Annotated in this window: 16 protein-coding genes; 7 read left to right on the forward strand and 9 right to left on the reverse strand. The window is 68.2% G+C overall.

Annotated elements, in window-relative coordinates; translation table 11 throughout:
- Window positions 1–156 precede the first annotated feature (156 nt).
- Both ACGTN6_RS02055 and ACGTN6_RS02060 read left to right on the forward strand, forming a co-directional pair.
- The gene (locus ACGTN6_RS02055) at window positions 157–768 is read left to right on the forward strand and encodes a TetR/AcrR family transcriptional regulator (protein WP_394589563.1); all 612 of its coding nucleotides are present in this window, start codon (window positions 157–159) and stop codon (window positions 766–768) included.
- A gap of 129 nt (window positions 769–897) precedes the next feature.
- Entirely contained in the window at window positions 898–1,614 is a 717-nt protein-coding gene (locus tag ACGTN6_RS02060; protein ID WP_394589564.1) for a DUF4336 domain-containing protein, read from the forward strand.
- 56 nt (window positions 1,615–1,670) lie between these two features.
- Here ACGTN6_RS02060 and ACGTN6_RS02065 read toward each other — a convergent pair whose 3' ends face one another.
- The 8 genes from ACGTN6_RS02065 to ACGTN6_RS02100 all read right to left on the reverse strand — a co-directional run bounded on the left by ACGTN6_RS02065 (window position 1,671) and on the right by ACGTN6_RS02100 (window position 8,590).
- The gene (locus ACGTN6_RS02065; protein ID WP_394589565.1) at window positions 1,671–2,015 is read right to left on the reverse strand and encodes an AzlD domain-containing protein; all 345 of its coding nucleotides are present in this window, start codon (window positions 2,013–2,015) and stop codon (window positions 1,671–1,673) included.
- A complete protein-coding gene (locus ACGTN6_RS02070; RefSeq protein WP_394589566.1) occupies window positions 2,008–2,754 on the reverse strand; it encodes an AzlC family ABC transporter permease in 747 nt (248 codons plus the stop codon). Before ACGTN6_RS02070 ends, ACGTN6_RS02065 begins: the two co-directional genes overlap by 8 nt.
- On the reverse strand, window positions 2,751–3,281 hold the full coding sequence (locus ACGTN6_RS02075; protein ID WP_394589567.1) for a helix-turn-helix domain-containing protein: 531 nt from the start codon (window positions 3,279–3,281) through the stop codon (window positions 2,751–2,753). Before ACGTN6_RS02075 ends, ACGTN6_RS02070 begins: the two co-directional genes overlap by 4 nt.
- A gap of 247 nt (window positions 3,282–3,528) precedes the next feature.
- Window positions 3,529–4,755 carry a serine/threonine transporter SstT gene (gene sstT / locus ACGTN6_RS02080; RefSeq protein ID WP_394589568.1) on the reverse strand — a complete coding sequence of 409 codons (1,227 nt, stop codon included), beginning with the start codon at window positions 4,753–4,755 and terminating at the stop codon, window positions 3,529–3,531.
- A 293-nt stretch (window positions 4,756–5,048) separates the two neighbouring features.
- Window positions 5,049–5,306: a hypothetical protein gene (locus ACGTN6_RS02085; RefSeq protein ID WP_394589569.1), complete on the reverse strand. Its 258-nt coding sequence runs from the start codon at window positions 5,304–5,306 to the stop codon at window positions 5,049–5,051.
- Window positions 5,307–5,616: 310 nt separating this feature from the next.
- On the reverse strand, window positions 5,617–5,940 hold the full coding sequence (locus tag ACGTN6_RS02090; RefSeq protein ID WP_394589570.1) for a YnfA family protein: 324 nt from the start codon (window positions 5,938–5,940) through the stop codon (window positions 5,617–5,619).
- A 31-nt stretch (window positions 5,941–5,971) separates the two neighbouring features.
- Window positions 5,972–7,711, reverse strand: coding sequence for an isocitrate/isopropylmalate family dehydrogenase (locus ACGTN6_RS02095; protein WP_394589571.1), 1,740 nt, complete (start codon window positions 7,709–7,711; stop codon window positions 5,972–5,974).
- A 288-nt stretch (window positions 7,712–7,999) separates the two neighbouring features.
- Window positions 8,000–8,590 carry a gamma-glutamylcyclotransferase gene (locus ACGTN6_RS02100; RefSeq protein ID WP_394589572.1) on the reverse strand — a complete coding sequence of 197 codons (591 nt, stop codon included), beginning with the start codon at window positions 8,588–8,590 and terminating at the stop codon, window positions 8,000–8,002.
- Between the two features lie 187 nt (window positions 8,591–8,777).
- Here ACGTN6_RS02100 and ACGTN6_RS02105 point away from each other — a divergent pair, with 187 nt between their 5' ends.
- The 5 genes from ACGTN6_RS02105 (at window position 8,778) to ACGTN6_RS02125 (ending at window position 12,358) form a co-directional block, all read left to right on the forward strand.
- A complete protein-coding gene (locus ACGTN6_RS02105) occupies window positions 8,778–9,218 on the forward strand; it encodes a YtoQ family protein (protein ID WP_394589573.1) in 441 nt (146 codons plus the stop codon).
- 85 nt (window positions 9,219–9,303) lie between these two features.
- On the forward strand, window positions 9,304–9,870 hold the full coding sequence (locus ACGTN6_RS02110; protein ID WP_394589574.1) for an NnrU family protein: 567 nt from the start codon (window positions 9,304–9,306) through the stop codon (window positions 9,868–9,870).
- A 6-nt stretch (window positions 9,871–9,876) separates the two neighbouring features.
- Entirely contained in the window at window positions 9,877–10,362 is a 486-nt protein-coding gene (locus ACGTN6_RS02115) for a phosphatidylglycerophosphatase A family protein (protein WP_394589575.1), read from the forward strand.
- A gap of 118 nt (window positions 10,363–10,480) precedes the next feature.
- Window positions 10,481–10,927: a DUF2946 domain-containing protein gene (locus tag ACGTN6_RS02120; RefSeq protein WP_394589576.1), complete on the forward strand. Its 447-nt coding sequence runs from the start codon at window positions 10,481–10,483 to the stop codon at window positions 10,925–10,927.
- Between the two features lie 96 nt (window positions 10,928–11,023).
- A complete protein-coding gene (locus ACGTN6_RS02125; protein ID WP_394589577.1) occupies window positions 11,024–12,358 on the forward strand; it encodes a PepSY-associated TM helix domain-containing protein in 1,335 nt (444 codons plus the stop codon).
- A gap of 31 nt (window positions 12,359–12,389) precedes the next feature.
- On the opposite strand, the gene ACGTN6_RS02130 is transcribed toward ACGTN6_RS02125, so the two are convergent.
- A complete protein-coding gene (locus ACGTN6_RS02130; RefSeq protein ID WP_394589578.1) occupies window positions 12,390–14,348 on the reverse strand; it encodes a metallophosphoesterase family protein in 1,959 nt (652 codons plus the stop codon).
- Window positions 14,349–14,385 lie beyond the last annotated feature (37 nt).

Consider the following 14,385-nt stretch of genomic DNA (forward strand, 5'->3'; position numbering starts at 1 on the left):
CGCGCCGGTCAAGGTGCGGCCATTTCACGCTGGTGGCCCGGGGCGCCGTCTGGGCATGCCGCTCTGGATGGCCGGGGCGTCCGCTGCCGCTCCGATTTGACGCCCATCCTCCGGCTTTTATAATAACTGACCAGTCAGTCATTAATGGAGCTGCCGATGCCCCCGCGTACCGTCGACGTCGAGGCCCGTCGAGAACAGATCGGCCGGGCCGCCATCGAGATCTTTGCCCGGGACGGCTTACAGGGCGCCGCCGTGGACGACATTGCCGACGCGGCGGGACTCAGCAAGGGGTCGATCTATCGCTACTTCGCCGACAAGGAGGCGCTGTTTCATGCGGCCTTCGAGATGGTGCAGCGGCAGCTGCTGGGCGAGTGCGAGCGCGCCATGGCCGGGCAGGCGCGTGCCTGGGACCAGTTGACGGCGGCGGTGACGGTCATCGTGACGGGGCTGCAGCGCCACATCGCCCTGTTCCCCCTGACCCTGGAGTTCTGGGCCGCGGCCAGCGCTGGACCGAGCCGCGAGCGCCTGCAGTCGGTCATGGCCGGCATGTATCGGGAGTACCGGGAGCTGGTGATGGCCCTGCTGCGCCAGGGGCAGGTCGAGGGTGACCTGTCACCGGATCTCGACGTCGAGGCTACCGCCGCCTGGCTGGTCGGGGCCCTGGACGGTCTGATGCTGCAGCACTGGTTCGATCCCGGCGTCGATCCAGCCGTCGGGGCTTCCCGGATGCTGGGCACCCTGCGCCAGGGTAGTGCCACGGCGTCTTGATCCCGGGAGGTCGTCATGCCCGGCCGCATGTTCGAATGATCGTCCCCAGCCCCGGGAACCGGCTGGCGGGGATAGTGGGGTCGCTGCGCTGGCCATGGCGCCACGGCCGACAAACGTCGAGGAGGTCATATGACACAAGCCGCACGCCTGGAACGCATCGATACGGATCTCTGGCTGGTGGAGGGACCGGTGGTGAGCTTCTACGGTTTCGCGTATCCCACTCGCAGCGTGATCGTTCGACTGCCGGACGGAGCGCTGTGGATATGGTCGCCCATTCCCCTGGACGATGCGCTCGCCGAAGAGGTGGTACGCCTGGGGCCGGTCGCCCACCTGGTCAGCCCCAACAAGCTGCATCACCTGGGCCTCGACGACTGGCATGTCGCCTTCCCCGAGGCCCGGCTGTGGGGCCCGCCGGCCACGCTGCGCAAGCGCGGTGACCTGCCGTTCGCCGAGCCGCTGGGCGACACGCCGCCGGCCGCCTGGCAGGGCATCGTCGAGCAGGTCTGGGTCCGGGGATCGCCGCTGCTCGACGAGGTGGAGTTCTTCCATCGCCCGTCGCAAACGGCGCTGGTGGCCGATCTCTGCCAGACCTTCGAGGCGACCTTCCTCGAACAGCACTGGGCGCCCTGGCAGCGGGTCATCGCCCGCCTGTGGGGCATTACCGCGGGCCGTGGTCGGGCGCCGCTGGAGATCCGGCTGACCACCGTGCGACGCCGCACCGCGCGGGCGGCCATCCGTCGGCTGATCGATTACGCCCCGCAGCGGGTCATCATGGCCCACGGGAGCTGGCAGCGACGCGACGGCCAGGCCTTCCTCCAGCGGGCCTTTTCCTGGCTGGGGGTATGACGCACTCCCTTCACGGCATGAGAGGGTAAAGCGGCACCGGCCAGCGCCTTGGCGCGTCAGAGCATGCCCGCCAGGATCACTACCGCTCCGTAGGTCGCCACGCCGGCCACCACCGGCCAGCCCAGCGAACGTTTGCGGTACCACACGGCCAGGGTCGCCAGCACGCCGACCAGCGTGGCCAACCAGGCCGTGGCATCGGCATGGCGAGGCACCAGCGAGACGCCCAGCACGGCGGCGATCATCATCGGCCCCAGCAGGGCGAGCCAGCGGGGCATGGCCTCGACGCCGTCCTCGCCGTTGAGCCGCTCGAGGCGACGCTGCATCCACAGCAGCGGGATCAGTCGCATCAGCAGGGTGCCTAGGGCCGAGGCCAGCACGGCCAGCCAGAGAGCGCTACTCATCGTTGCCTCCCTCGTCGTTGTCTCCCTTGCGAGATGGCGGGAGTTTCACCGCGTAGAAACACAGCGCCCCGCAGGCGGCGGCCACCGGGATGCCGACGTTGGTGTAGCCGGTGAGGGCGCAGAGCAGGGCCATCCCGATGCTGACCAGCAGCGCCAGGCTCCAGCGTCGCGACGTGAAGCGCGGGGCCAGCAGCGCCAGGAACAGCGCCGGCAGGGCGAACGGCATGACCTGGCCGAGCAGCGGCCAGCGGGCCACCAGCCACTCGCCGGCCACGGCGCCCAGCACCGTGCCGGCCACCCAGCTCGCCCAGGCCAGAATGGCCGCGCCGGCGAACCAGCCCGCGCGCTGGGCCTCGGGCAGCTGCGGCAGGCGATGCAGGGCCACGGCGAAGACCTGGTCGGTCAGGCCATGCATCAGCCACGGCCACCAGCGGCTCTTGCCCAGTACCGGGGCCAGGTTGGGCGCGTAGACCACGTGTCGCACGTTGATCAGCAGCGTCATGACGACCACCAGCCACAGCGGTGCGCCGCCGGCGACCATGCCCACGAACAGGAACTGCGAGGCTCCGGCGTATACCAGCAGCGAGATGAGGGTCGCCTCCCAGGGGCTGAAGCCAGACTGCACGGCGATCAGGCCGAACGAGATCGCCACTGGTACGTAGCCGCCGAGCAGCGGAATCGCCTCGCGCACACCGGTCATCCAGGGCCGCGACAGCGATGAGGTAGCTTGCAGGGTCATGGCGTGGCGCCTCCCTCGGCGTAGACGATGGTCAGCAGCAGCGTTGCCCAGCGCTCGCCGGTGCGGTAGCAGTGCGGTCGGTCGGCGGGAAAGGCCAGGCTGTCGCCGGCCTTGAGCCGGGTGGTCTCGCCCTCGGGGCCCGCTTCCAGCTCGCCGCTGATCACGGTGAGCGACTCCTGGGTCCCTGGGGTATGGGGCTCGGCATGGCGAATGGTGTGGGGCGCGCAGCGCATCCAGTAGGCATCCACCTGGGGCGTTTCCTGGCCCTGGTCGATCAGCCGCACCTGCACACCGTCCTCGCCCAGCGGCACGGTGATCGGAGCCACCAGGGTGCCGAAGGGCTCGTTGAGCTGCACCGCCAATCGCCAGATGGTGTCCAGCGTCGGGTTGCCGTTGCCCTGCTCGAGGCGCGACAGGTTCGACTTGGCAATGCCGGCGGCGGCGGCCAGCTGTGACAGCGACAGCCCCTTTTCCTGCCGCAGGCGCTGCAGGTGCTGGCCCAGGGTGCCGAGGGCGAGTCGATCCATGTTGGGGCTCCTGGTGGATGGATGCGAATGTTGTTCGATATAGAGAACGTTCTATAAAAGGAACAAGAGGCTGTCAAGGGGAGGTGTGAGTGTTGGGGTGTGATTGGTGATTGGTGAGTGGTGAGTGGTGAGTGGGGAGTGGGGAGTGGGGAGTGGGGAGTGGGGAGAGGGTAGTGGGTGGTGCGAGGGGGAAGTGCGGTGAGTCAAGCGAGGCCTGGCCGCCGTGCGGCCAGGCGGGTGAGGGGGATCAGCCCTCGTCGGTCTTGCCGTCGGCGCGGCAGGCTGCGGCGGTGAACAGTACGTCGGTGGAGGAGTTCAGCGCGGTCTCGGTGGAGTCTTGTACCACGCTGATCACGAAGCCGATTGCCACCACCTGCATGGCCACGTCGGCGGAGATGCCGAACAGGCTGGCGGCCATGGGAATCAGCAGCAGCGAGCCCCCGGCGACGCCGGAGACGCCGCAGGCGGCCAGCGCCGAGACAATGCACAGCAGCAGCGCGGTAGCGAAGTCGACCTGAATGCCCAGGGTGTGGGCAGCGGCCAGGGTGATCACGGTGATGGTGATGGCGGCCCCGCACATGTTGATGGTCGCGCCCAGCGGGATCGAGATCGAATAGGTGTCGGCGTGCAGCTTGAGGCGTTTGCACAGCTCCAGGTTGACCGGGATGTTGGCCGCCGAGCTGCGGGTAAAGAAGGCCGTGATGGCACTGCCGCGCAGGCAGGCGAACACCAGCGGGTAGGGGTTGCGGCCGGTCTTCAGGAACACGATCAGCGGGTTGGTGACCAGCGCCACGAACAGCATGCAGCCGACGATGACCAGCAGCAGGCGGCCGTAGTCGAGCAGGGCGCCGATGCCGGATTCGGCCAGGGTGTTGGCGACCAGCCCGAGGATGCCCAGCGGCGCGAAGCGGATCACCAGCCGCACGATGCCCGATACGGCCTCGGAAAGATCGTTGAGGGCGGTGCGGGTGCTGTCGGCGGCACGACGTAGCATCAGCCCCAGGCCGATGGCCCAGGCCAGGATGGCGATGAAGTTGGCCTCCATCAGCGCGCCGATCGGGTTGGCTACGGCGCTCAGCAGCAGGTTACGCAGGATCTCGACGACTCCGCCGGGCGGCGTGCCGCTCGCCGCGGGAGCGTCCAGCGCCAGAGTGGTCGGGAAGAGGAAGCTCGCCGCCACGGCGACCAGCGCCGCCACCAGGGTGCCGACGAGATAGAGCACCAGTACCGAGCGGATATGGGTGGGTTGGCCCTGGCGGTGGTTGGCGATCGCTGCTGCCACCAGCACGAAGACCAGCACTGGGGCCACCGCCTTCAGGGCGGAGACGAAGACCTGGCCGAGCAGTGCGGCCGCCCGGGCGGTATCGGGCGTGAAGGTGGCGAGCAGCAGGCCGGCAACGATGCCCAGCGCGATCTGGGGGATCAGCCCCAGCCGCAGCAGCGGGCGGCCCAGAGTATTGAGGGTGGCGATCATGGGGTGTCTCTTGTGGAATCACGGAATGCATGAACGGTCGGGAGCCGGTAGGCCAGGCGGTGGCCTCACGACGAGCTATCACCGCGGCGCGTGGCCAAGGTGAGGCAAATCGGTCGCAGGGGTAGGGCCATCGATGGCTCGCCCGGGGATCGCCCGGGGGGCTCCCGGCAGGCGCGCGCATTCTATCATCGTCGCCTACGGGTAGGGGGTAAGACTTTGGTTTCGGTTTAGAGCAGGAGATCTACCGGAAGATGCCGCTGATGGCAGTACGATATTGTGGTGAGGTTGGCCGTTCAGGGCTTGCGGAAATGCAGACGGGGGTCGTCATTGTAGGTCAGTGCAACGTCAAGGCCGCACGCCAGGCAGCAACAGCGGTCCCGATCGAAATCGGGCTGGAAGTGCTCCCAGGCATGTCGATTCCGGGAAACTTCGGTATAGCCGCAGCTGCACAGCAGGATGAAGGTGTTGCTGGGGCCAGGTGAGAAGAGGATGGTGCTGTCGGAGGGTGCGTCCATGGACATGCCCAGCGCAACGGAAGCCATGTTGTTCATAGGTGTCGTCTGTTCGGTCCGCTGACATGTAGGGGGGTACATCCTATACGTCGTGATCTTGATATTGGATGCGCAATGTACAGCAGTTAGTGTCCGTTCTATCGAGTCTCGGTGTAGGCGAAAGCGTACGCCAAGGCAGCATTGGCGGAGTGCCGGGTGCATGGGGTCAGGTTGGTATTGCCTGGTTCAGGGTGGAGTGTGCCGGAAAGATTCAGTGCGCCGGGAAGATTCTATGTCACTTTCACGCCGGCGTCGTGGGTTGGACAGAGGCGTTGCGGCCGGAGTGACGTCGGCAGTGAGACAGCGGTCGTCAGCCGGCCCGCGGCGCAAGCAGGATGATCCCGGCGCCGGCCAGACACAGGGCGGCGCCGAGCAGATCCCAGCGGTCGGGCAGGCGATGCTCCACCGCCCATAGCCACAGCAGCGAGGCGACGATGTAGACGCCGCCGTAGGCGGCATAGGCGCGCCCGGCGTAGTCGGCCGAGGAGAGGCTGAGCAGCCAGGCGAACAGCGCCAGGCTGGCCAGCCCCGGCAGCAGCCACAGTGCCGTGGCGCCGAGCCGCCACCAGGCCCAGACGCTGAAGCAGCCGGCGATCTCGGCCAGGGCAGCGGCGGCGTAGATCAGCGGCGTCATGGCGACGCCGCCGGTGTCGGGTGCAGGGCACTCACGCCGTCAGGCGAGCTTTCACGGCGTCCAGGAAACCGTGCATGTCGACCACGGTCTCGGTGGCCGGGTCGGTGGTCTTGCCCTTGAGGTCGCCGGTGACGATGCCGTCGCCGATGGTGTCGATCAGCGCCGCCTTGAGGCGAACCGCGTAGTCGCCCAGCGCGGCGTTGCCTTCGCGGTCGGCCAGCGTTTCCAGGGCGTTGCCCACGGCGTAGATCAGCGCGGAGGAGTTGAAGTGCGCTTCCTTGCCGTCGCTCTCCAGGTACTTGAGGTAGAGGTCATGGGCGGTGCCGTGGGGCGCCTCGAACAGCATGGTGCCGTTCTTGCTCTCGATGATCGAGCTGGCGGTGGCCAGGCTGCCGCCGAGCGCCGCGGAGATGTCGGAGAAGATGTCGCCATCGAGGTTCTGCGCCGGGTAGAGGGCGTTGCGGGGCGGATCTGTGATCATCTTGATCAGCTGGCTGGAGGGTCGCATGATCATGAACGACGGCGGCGGGGTGTCGGCCTTGGCCAGCTCGCGGCGGGCCTCGGTGATGACGTCGCTGAACACCTCGTCGTAGTCCATGTACTCGCGTTTGAGGCCGAAGTAGACCTCCTTGTCCTTGTGCGACGCATCGCGGAACACCTGCAGCACCCAGTCCTTGATCGCCTCGCGATCGTTGGACATCAGCAGGATGGGATCGCCCTGCTTGACGTGGCGGGCGTGCTTCTCCTCGCCGTCGACCACCACCTTGAGAATGCCGTCCTCGGCGGCGGGGGCATTGAAGCTGCCGTACTGGTCACCACCGCCGGCGCTCATCCGCGAGATCGACACCTGGGCCTTGCGCTCGGGAATGCCGTAGCGCTTGAGCTGTTCCACCAGCTTGTAGAGCTTGCGTCCGGTGTTGTTGTCCGGCACGCCCCACAGCGCCCGCTCCGGCGGGTTCGCGACCAGGCGCGCGGCCTGGGCGTCGATCAGCTCGTAGTGGTAGGCGAGCCCCAGTGCCTCGGCCTTGGCCTGGTAGTCGCGGCGATAGATGTCCTCGATGGCGGCGCGCATCACGCCGTCGTAGCCGGCGATGACGGTGTCCTTGAGGCCCAGATAGATATCGCGCTTCTCGTCTAGGGCGCGCTGGAAGAAGCGGTGGGCCCATGCCTTGACGTCTTCCAGGTCGTTGGTGGCCAGCAGCCAGGGATCGCCCTTGTTGACCTCGCGGCGATGCAGCTCGACCGGGTCGCCGCTTTTGCCCACGAACAGCAGCTTGACGATGCCGGTGGCCGAGGACAACGCGTTGTAGCTGTCCTTGGTGCCGCCGTGCTCCATGGTTTCGACTTCGATGTCGCGGCCGACCCAGGCCGGCCGGTCGACCTTGAGGTTGCGGAACTCGATGTCCTCGCGGGTGATGTTGCCGCCGATGCCTTTGCGAATCGCGCCGTTGGGCGACTTGGTGGCCAGCGGGTTGAGAGTGCCGGCGTCCAGCTCGGGATGCTTGGCCAGCAGGGCGTCGCGCTGCTCGCGGTTGACCGTCATGCCAGCGTTCTTGATCCCGACGCCGTGGCGATTGAGCGCGTCGATGGCGTCCGTCACCGCCTGACCGTTGGTGACCAGCCGGTTCTCGGCGGTCAGGTCGATCTCGACCAGGTCGATCGCCAGCGGCTGGGTCACGAAGGTGTCGATAATCTTCTCGAAGGCCACCTGTGCCATCTCGTCGCCGTGCAGGATGACCAGTGGGGACGCCACCTGAATCTTGTCGCTCATCACTCTTCCCATGTTCGTGCTGGTGGAATGGCCTCGCGCGCCGGACGCGGTCAGGGTCGACATCGGGGCGTCGCCGGCTGCCGTGAGATCAGGGCCTTATTGTACATGCTAAGGCGCCTTTTCGTCGGCTTTGGAAGTAAGCGCTCTGGCTTGGGGCCGATCCGTCGACAGGTCTGAGAGGGGCGCTATGAACCCATCCTTGGGCGCTACTTTGGCCATCCTTGGCCAAAAACCCCCTCTGCGACCTGTCCCCGGCGCTCCTTGCGCAAGTCCTGTCGCGTCAGGCCCTCAGACCGGCTGGCGATCGGGCGGCGTGGGCGACAGGTGCCGCACGCGGCGGGCGAGGTCACTGACGTGGGACTCCACCACGCCGAGCTCGGCCAGCGCCGTCTCGAGGTGCAGCAAGTAGTCGGTATTGGGGCCGCTCGGGCCGTGGGCCGCGGCGATCTGGCGGGCCATGGCATCGGCGTCGGCCTCGCCCAGAAAGGCGGCGTTGTCGGCGGTGGCGATGTAGGTCAGACCCTTCGCGGTGGTGCCGTCGTCGAACTGCAGCGGGGTGATCTCGCGCAGGTAGCCGTTCTTCTCGCGCACGTCGAGCGGCCCCAGGGTCGCCGGGGTGATGCGATAGGCCATGCCCGCGCAGACGGCACCCGGCTCGGCCACCAGGGTGGCGACCCGACCGGGGGCCGCGGGCGTGCCGCGGTGGTCGTGGGAGCCCTGCCAGAAGCGGCGTACCCAGCCGTGGATGCGTGCCGGGCGGCGTTCGCGGTAGGGAAAGTCGGCCTTCCAGATCAGCGATCCGTAGCCGAACAGCCAGAGATCGTCGTGTTCGTTGAAGTGGGTCATGCGGCGGTTGAGGTCGGTGGTGTCGAGGGCCATGGGGGAATGCCGTTGTCGTGGATCGGTAACTGTATCTGGACCATGATGCGGTGCGGAACCGAGCCTTGTCGAAACGTGGTTCGAATGGGTACATGAGGTGGTTTGTTTTGTGTACAAAAATCGATGGCGTAAGATAGGGTTTCCGATCGACAAGACCGGCCGCGAGCCGGCCCCCTGAGGAGGAATCATGAGCTTTACCGTCTATCTGTCCGGCGAGATCCATACCGACTGGCGCGAGGAGATCCAGCGCGGCGCCCGGGATGCCGGCCTTGACATCGCCTTCACCGCCCCGGTTACCGACCATGACGCCAGCGATGCCGCCGGTGACCATCTCGGCCCGCAGAGCGAGGGCTACTGGCGCGATCACAAGTCGTCCAAGGTCAACGCCATTCGGACCAAGACCCTGATCGAGCAGAGCGACCTGGTGGTGGTGCGCTTCGGCGACAAGTACAAGCAGTGGAACGCGGCCTTCGATGCCGGCTACTGTGCGGCCCTGGGCAAGCCTTACGTGACCTTGCACAGCGAGGAGATCATCCATCCGCTCAAGGAAGTGGACGCCGCCGCCATGGCCTGGGCGACCAGCCCGGCCCAGGTGGTAGAGATTCTCCGCTACGTGCTGCGCGCCTGACGTCTGGCCGGGGCTGGTGTCCGCCGGCCCCGGCGGCTACCCTTCGCCGGGTCGACAACTCGCTGATTCGAGGAGCCCTTCCGCTATGACTGTGATGATGCTCGGCCTCGTGCTCTTTCTCGGTATCCACTCCGTGCGCATCGTCGCCGACGACTGGCGGCGGGAGCGCATCGCCCGCTGGGGAGAGAATCGCTGGAAAGCCCTCTATAGCCTGGTGTCGCTGGTGGGACTGGCGCTGGCGATCTGGGGCTTCGGCCAGATGCGCCTCGATTCGCCCATCCTGTGGACGCCGCCGTTGGCGCTGCGCCATCTGGTCATGTTGCTGATGATCCCGGCCTTCGTGCTGGTGGCGGCGGCCTACGTGCCGCGCAATCATCTCAAGGTTCGGCTGCGTCATCCGATGATCCTCGGCGTCAAGCTGTGGGCCTTCTCTCACCTGCTGGTCAACGGCCGACTCGGCGATATCGTCTTCTTCGGCGCCTTCCTGGCCTGGGCGATCCTCGACTTCCGTGCCGCCCGTCGGCGACCTGCCACGGCGCCGGTGGCCCCGACCGGTGGGGGCACCCTTGCCACCCTGGTGATTGGTGTGCTCGCCTATGCGCTCTTCGCATTCTGGTTGCACGGTCCGCTGATCGGTGTGCCGGTCATGTAAGGGCCCATGACGATGGATACATTGGTGATGTGGCTGGCCACCGGCCTCGGCCTGGGGCTGTCTCCCTGGGCTTCGGGCACCGTCGGCACGCTGCTGGCGCTGCCGCTGGCCTGGTGGCTGCTCGGGCGCTCGCGCCGCTGGCAGCTCGGCGTGGCGGCGATACTGCTGGCGGTGGCGATGCCGCTCTGCCAGCTGGCCTCGGATACCCTGGGCGGCAAGGACGACGGGCGCATCGTGCTCGACGAGATCGTCGCTTTCCCGGTGGCGGTGCTGGGGCAGGCGGTGGCCCGCCAGCCGCTGGTCATGGCCGGCGCCTTCGTCGCTTACCGCCTGCTGGATGCTACCAAGCCGCCTCCGGTCACCCAGGCCGAGGGCATCGTCGGCGGAGTGGGCATCGTGCTCGATGACACCGTGGCGGCACTTTACGCCTGGGCGCTGCTGGCCGGCGGCGTAGCGCTGTGGCGGCGTCGCCGCACCGGTGGATGCCGGTAATGGGGTCGGGGGCTATCCGCTGCGACAAGGCGCCGCGCACTCGCCTGCCGAGTGAGGGGCGTGACTGCGTTACCCTGTGGCCTTCCTCCATCTCTGCCAACGCAACCGACGCCGCCCCATGACCCCCTTCCACGCCCTGCACCGACATCGTCGTCCGGTCGCGCGTCTCGCGCTGCTAGCGATGCTGCTGCTGGTGCTGGGGCCGCTGGTGGGGCAGCTGAGCGCGTCTCAGCGCGACCATCACGCCGGCCACGCCTCCGGCGGGACGGCGCACGGTCATCATGCCGGCCATCATGGCGCGAGCGAGATGGAGCGGCATGCCGACCATGGGATGGCCATGCCGGCCGAGGCGCGGAATGCCGCTCCTGAGGCCCGCTGGCATGCGGCTTGCGGCTACTGCACGCTGTTCCAGCAGATGCCGGTGCTGTCGGCGATGCTGCCGAGCGTGCCGCCCTTGGCCGCCCAGGCCATCACTGCCCCGGTGGTGGCGACCCGCGCCGCCCACGGCGGCCCCGCGGTCTTTCCCCAGGCGCCGACTCGCGCCCCACCCCCGCGTCGCTCGTGACCCCCTGATGTAAAGCGCAACGCCACCGATCGCCGCCGTCTCCGTGACGAGTGGCGAGGGCGTGCGTGCCCTGATTCCCCTTCGAGCGAACCTCATATGAGCAACAAAGCGCAGGACCTCTATCGCGCCGTCTGGCGCTGGCATTTCTATGCCGGGCTGATCGTCATCCCGTTTCTGATCTCCCTGGCGGTCACCGGTGCCCTCTACCTCTTCCACGATTCCATCGACCGCTGGTGGCACGCCGACCTGATGACGGTCGAGGCCCGCGAGGCCGAGATGGTCGACCCGAGCGCCCAGCGCGACGCGGCGCTGGCCGCGGTCGACGGCGAGGCGTTCCGCTACGTGCCGCCGGCCGCCGACACCCTGGCCGCCGAGGTCGACGTGACGCGCCCGGATGGCAGCCGGGTGGCGGTGTTCGTCGATCCCTACGATGGCGAGGTGACCGGGCAAATGCCCTATCGCGGCACCGTGATGTGGCTGGTCCGGACCCTGCACAGCCTCAACTATTTCGGTGCCAACGCCAGCATGGTCATCGAGATCGTCGGCGGCTGGGCGATCCTGCTGGTGCTGACCGGCCTCTACCTATGGTGGCCGCGGGGTCGGCGCGGTGGCGTGGTGACGGTGCGCGGCCGGCCGGGCAAGCGAGTGTTCTGGCGCGACCTGCACGCGGTGACCGGCCTCTTCGTCGGTGGGATCATCCTGTTCCTGGCGGTCACCGGCATGCCCTGGTCGACGGTGTGGGGCAGCAAGGTCAACGAACTGGCCAACGGCCACAACTTCGGCTATCCGGATGGGGTGCGGGTCAACGTGCCGATGTCCGAGGCGCGCCTGGCCGAGCGCGAGGCCACCAGCTGGTCGCTGGAGCAGGCGCAGCTGCCGACCTCGGCCGCCGAGGGCGCGGGCGCGGCGCCGATCGGCCTCGACCGCGCAGTGGCGACCTTCGACGGCCTGGGGCTGGCGCCTGGCTATGCGGTGAGCCTGCCGGGCGGGCCCGAGGGCGTCTATACCGGATCAGTCTATCCGGACGACCTGAGCCGTCAGCGTGTGGTGCATCTCGACCAGTACAGCGGCGAGGCGCTGCTCGACATGGGCTATGGCGACTACGGCCCGCTGGGCCGCGGTCTGGAGTGGGGCATCAACGTGCATCTGGGGCAGCAGTACGGCCTGGCCAACCAGCTGATCCTGGCCCTGGCCTGCGCCGGTATCGTGCTGCTGTGCGTATCCTCGGCGGTCATGTGGTGGAAGCGCCGCCCGGCCGGGCGGCTGGGCGTGCCGCCGGAGCCTGCCGATTCCCGTCCGCTGCGCGGCGTGCTGGCGCTGCTGGCCATCGGTGGAGTGCTGTTCCCGCTGGTCGGCGCCTCGCTGGTCGTGATGGCAGCGGTGGACGCTCTGGTCAGGCGTCGTGCGGCCGGTCGACGCGCCGTGGCCTGATCCGTTCGGAATCCGGCTGTACCGTCCCCGCTCAGTCTTTGTCCGGCGGGGGCGGGAAGGTCACGTCGAAGCCTCGGGCGTCGAGCTGGCGGATCTCGCTGGGGCGGCCCTGGTCGTCCAGTTCCACCAGGCCGATGCCGGCGCCGTTCCACAGCCGTTCCCCGGCCCGGGCACGGTCCGGGTCGCGGGGCTTGATGCGCATCGGCCGGCGCTGGGTGAACCAGTTGAGCGGCGAGCGCGGCGAGTACAGCCAGCGATTGGCGCGGTCGAAGGCGTCCAGCAGGGTGTCGGGGAAGGCGTTCTTGAGCCCGCTGGAGGTGATCTGCCAGATACGTGGGCCGGAGCGGCGATGGCGGATGCGGATGTCGTAGGCGAAGGAGTAGTGCACGTCGCCGGAGAGCACGACGTAGTGCCCTGGGGTCCGCGAGTGGCGGAAGATGTTCAGCATCACGCTGGCCGCGCCGCGGTGTGCCATCCAGTTCTCGGCGTCCACCAGCAGTGGCTTGCCGATCAGGGTGAACAGCTTCTGGATGCCCTCGATCAGCTTGACGCCGAACATCGGCGCCGGCGAGACGATGATCACCGAGGGGGCATCGAGCAGCTCCTGCTGGAAGTCCGAGAGCGCTTCCCAGTCCATCAGCCCCGAGGGTCTTCGCGGGCTGCGTTCACTGCGCCAGCGGCGGGTGCGGGTGTCCAGCACCACCAGCTTGGGGGTCCCCGGCACCTGGAATTCCCAGCCCTCGAAGCGCTGCAGGTGGTGAATGCAGGTGTCATGGGCTTCGGCGGACAGCCAGCCGTCGGACGCCTCGGCGGCGTCGAGCAGGGCGGCGGCCTCGTCCATTGGCGCGGCCAGGCGGTCCGGGTCGTTTCCCCAGCCCTGGCACAGCAGGTAGGCCAGCAAGGCGTTGCCGAGGATGCGCCGCGAGAAGGGGTGGCCGTAGGCGCAGGCCTCCCAGTCGGCGGTGAGATTCCAGTCGTCGGTGACGTCGTGGTCGTCGAAGATCATCAGCGACGGCACATGGGCGAGCAGACGGGCGGCGGCGGGCAGTCCCTCGACGAAGCGCTCCATGACCGCGGCCTCGTCGGCGAAGGCCGTGGCGTTCGCCTCGTCCAGCGACGGCGCGGCGATCTCCACCAGCCGCCAGGGCACCGGGGACCACACCAGCAGGTACATGGCCATGACCTCGGCGAAGGTCATCAGGTGGTTATGGGCGTGGGCCGAGGTGAACACCGGCTTGCGGGCGCCGGCGAAGACGCGTTCGCGCAGGTCGTCGCTGCTGTCCACGTCGGGCAGCAGCGCCTCGCGGCGGTAGTAGGTCGACTCGGCGGCGTAGAGGCCCTGGCTGTCGCTGACAGTGGCGCCCTCCAGCGGCTCGTCGAACAGGCCCAGACGGCGTATCAGGGCGTGGATCGCCACCAGGGTGGGGCCGGCCACGTCGTCGGCATAGATCTGGTCACCGGTCATCAGCAGCCAGGCCGGCCAGGCCTCGGCGTCATCGCGGCGCTCGGCGAGCCAGGCGTCGGCGCGCACCAGGGCGTCCGGGCCATCGTGGTGGGGCCGCCGGCAGGAGCCGTGCAGCAGGCGACGATGGCTCTCGGCGAGCACGAAGCAGGGGCGCCGTGCGCCCTCGTGCAGCAGGTGCGGGGCCCAGTCGGCGATGCCGGCCTCGACGCCGCCGCCAGAGGCTAGGCGCAGGTCGTAATCGATCACCACGCCGGTGGGCAGCGGCGTCTCCAGCGCGACGTCGATCAGGTGCAGCACCGCATGGCGGCCCAGTGGCAGGCGGCGGACCCGATGATCGTTCAGGCTCAACCGGCGCGGGCCGTGACCCGCAGGGTGCAGCAGCAGTTTGCCTTCCAGATGGCGCGAGCCTACTAGCCAGATCCGCAGGCGATTCGGGTCAAGGCGGCGCAGGATGGGGCCGGCGAGCACGTCCGGAAGGGCGGGGGACGCGGCGGGGTCGGAGCGGGGGATGTCGGCGGACGTCATTGTCGAGGCGCTTCCTGAATGTGCAGAACAGTCGTGC

The sequence above is a fragment of the Halomonas sp. B23F22_20 genome, assembly GCF_043496985.1.
Taxonomy (GTDB): Bacteria; Pseudomonadota; Gammaproteobacteria; order Pseudomonadales; family Halomonadaceae; genus Halomonas.

Excerpts from the sequence above, each read along its gene's own strand:
- ACGTN6_RS02055 (WP_394589563.1), top strand. The coding sequence starts at position 157 with ATGCCCCCGCGTACCGTCGACGTCGAGGCCCGTCGAGAACAGATCGGC.
- ACGTN6_RS02060 (WP_394589564.1), top strand. The coding sequence starts at position 898 with ATGACACAAGCCGCACGCCTGGAACGCATCGATACGGATCTCTGGCTG.
- ACGTN6_RS02065 (WP_394589565.1), bottom strand. The coding sequence starts at position 2,015 with ATGAGTAGCGCTCTCTGGCTGGCCGTGCTGGCCTCGGCCCTAGGCACC.
- ACGTN6_RS02070 (WP_394589566.1), bottom strand. The coding sequence starts at position 2,754 with ATGACCCTGCAAGCTACCTCATCGCTGTCGCGGCCCTGGATGACCGGT.
- ACGTN6_RS02075 (WP_394589567.1), bottom strand. The coding sequence starts at position 3,281 with ATGGATCGACTCGCCCTCGGCACCCTGGGCCAGCACCTGCAGCGCCTG.
- sstT (WP_394589568.1), bottom strand. The coding sequence starts at position 4,755 with ATGATCGCCACCCTCAATACTCTGGGCCGCCCGCTGCTGCGGCTGGGG.
- ACGTN6_RS02085 (WP_394589569.1), bottom strand. The coding sequence starts at position 5,306 with ATGAACAACATGGCTTCCGTTGCGCTGGGCATGTCCATGGACGCACCC.
- ACGTN6_RS02090 (WP_394589570.1), bottom strand. The coding sequence starts at position 5,940 with ATGACGCCGCTGATCTACGCCGCCGCTGCCCTGGCCGAGATCGCCGGC.
- ACGTN6_RS02095 (WP_394589571.1), bottom strand. The coding sequence starts at position 7,711 with ATGAGCGACAAGATTCAGGTGGCGTCCCCACTGGTCATCCTGCACGGC.
- ACGTN6_RS02100 (WP_394589572.1), bottom strand. The coding sequence starts at position 8,590 with ATGGCCCTCGACACCACCGACCTCAACCGCCGCATGACCCACTTCAAC.
- ACGTN6_RS02105 (WP_394589573.1), top strand. The coding sequence starts at position 8,778 with ATGAGCTTTACCGTCTATCTGTCCGGCGAGATCCATACCGACTGGCGC.
- ACGTN6_RS02110 (WP_394589574.1), top strand. The coding sequence starts at position 9,304 with ATGACTGTGATGATGCTCGGCCTCGTGCTCTTTCTCGGTATCCACTCC.
- ACGTN6_RS02115 (WP_394589575.1), top strand. The coding sequence starts at position 9,877 with ATGACGATGGATACATTGGTGATGTGGCTGGCCACCGGCCTCGGCCTG.
- ACGTN6_RS02120 (WP_394589576.1), top strand. The coding sequence starts at position 10,481 with ATGACCCCCTTCCACGCCCTGCACCGACATCGTCGTCCGGTCGCGCGT.
- ACGTN6_RS02125 (WP_394589577.1), top strand. The coding sequence starts at position 11,024 with ATGAGCAACAAAGCGCAGGACCTCTATCGCGCCGTCTGGCGCTGGCAT.
- ACGTN6_RS02130 (WP_394589578.1), bottom strand. The coding sequence starts at position 14,348 with ATGACGTCCGCCGACATCCCCCGCTCCGACCCCGCCGCGTCCCCCGCC.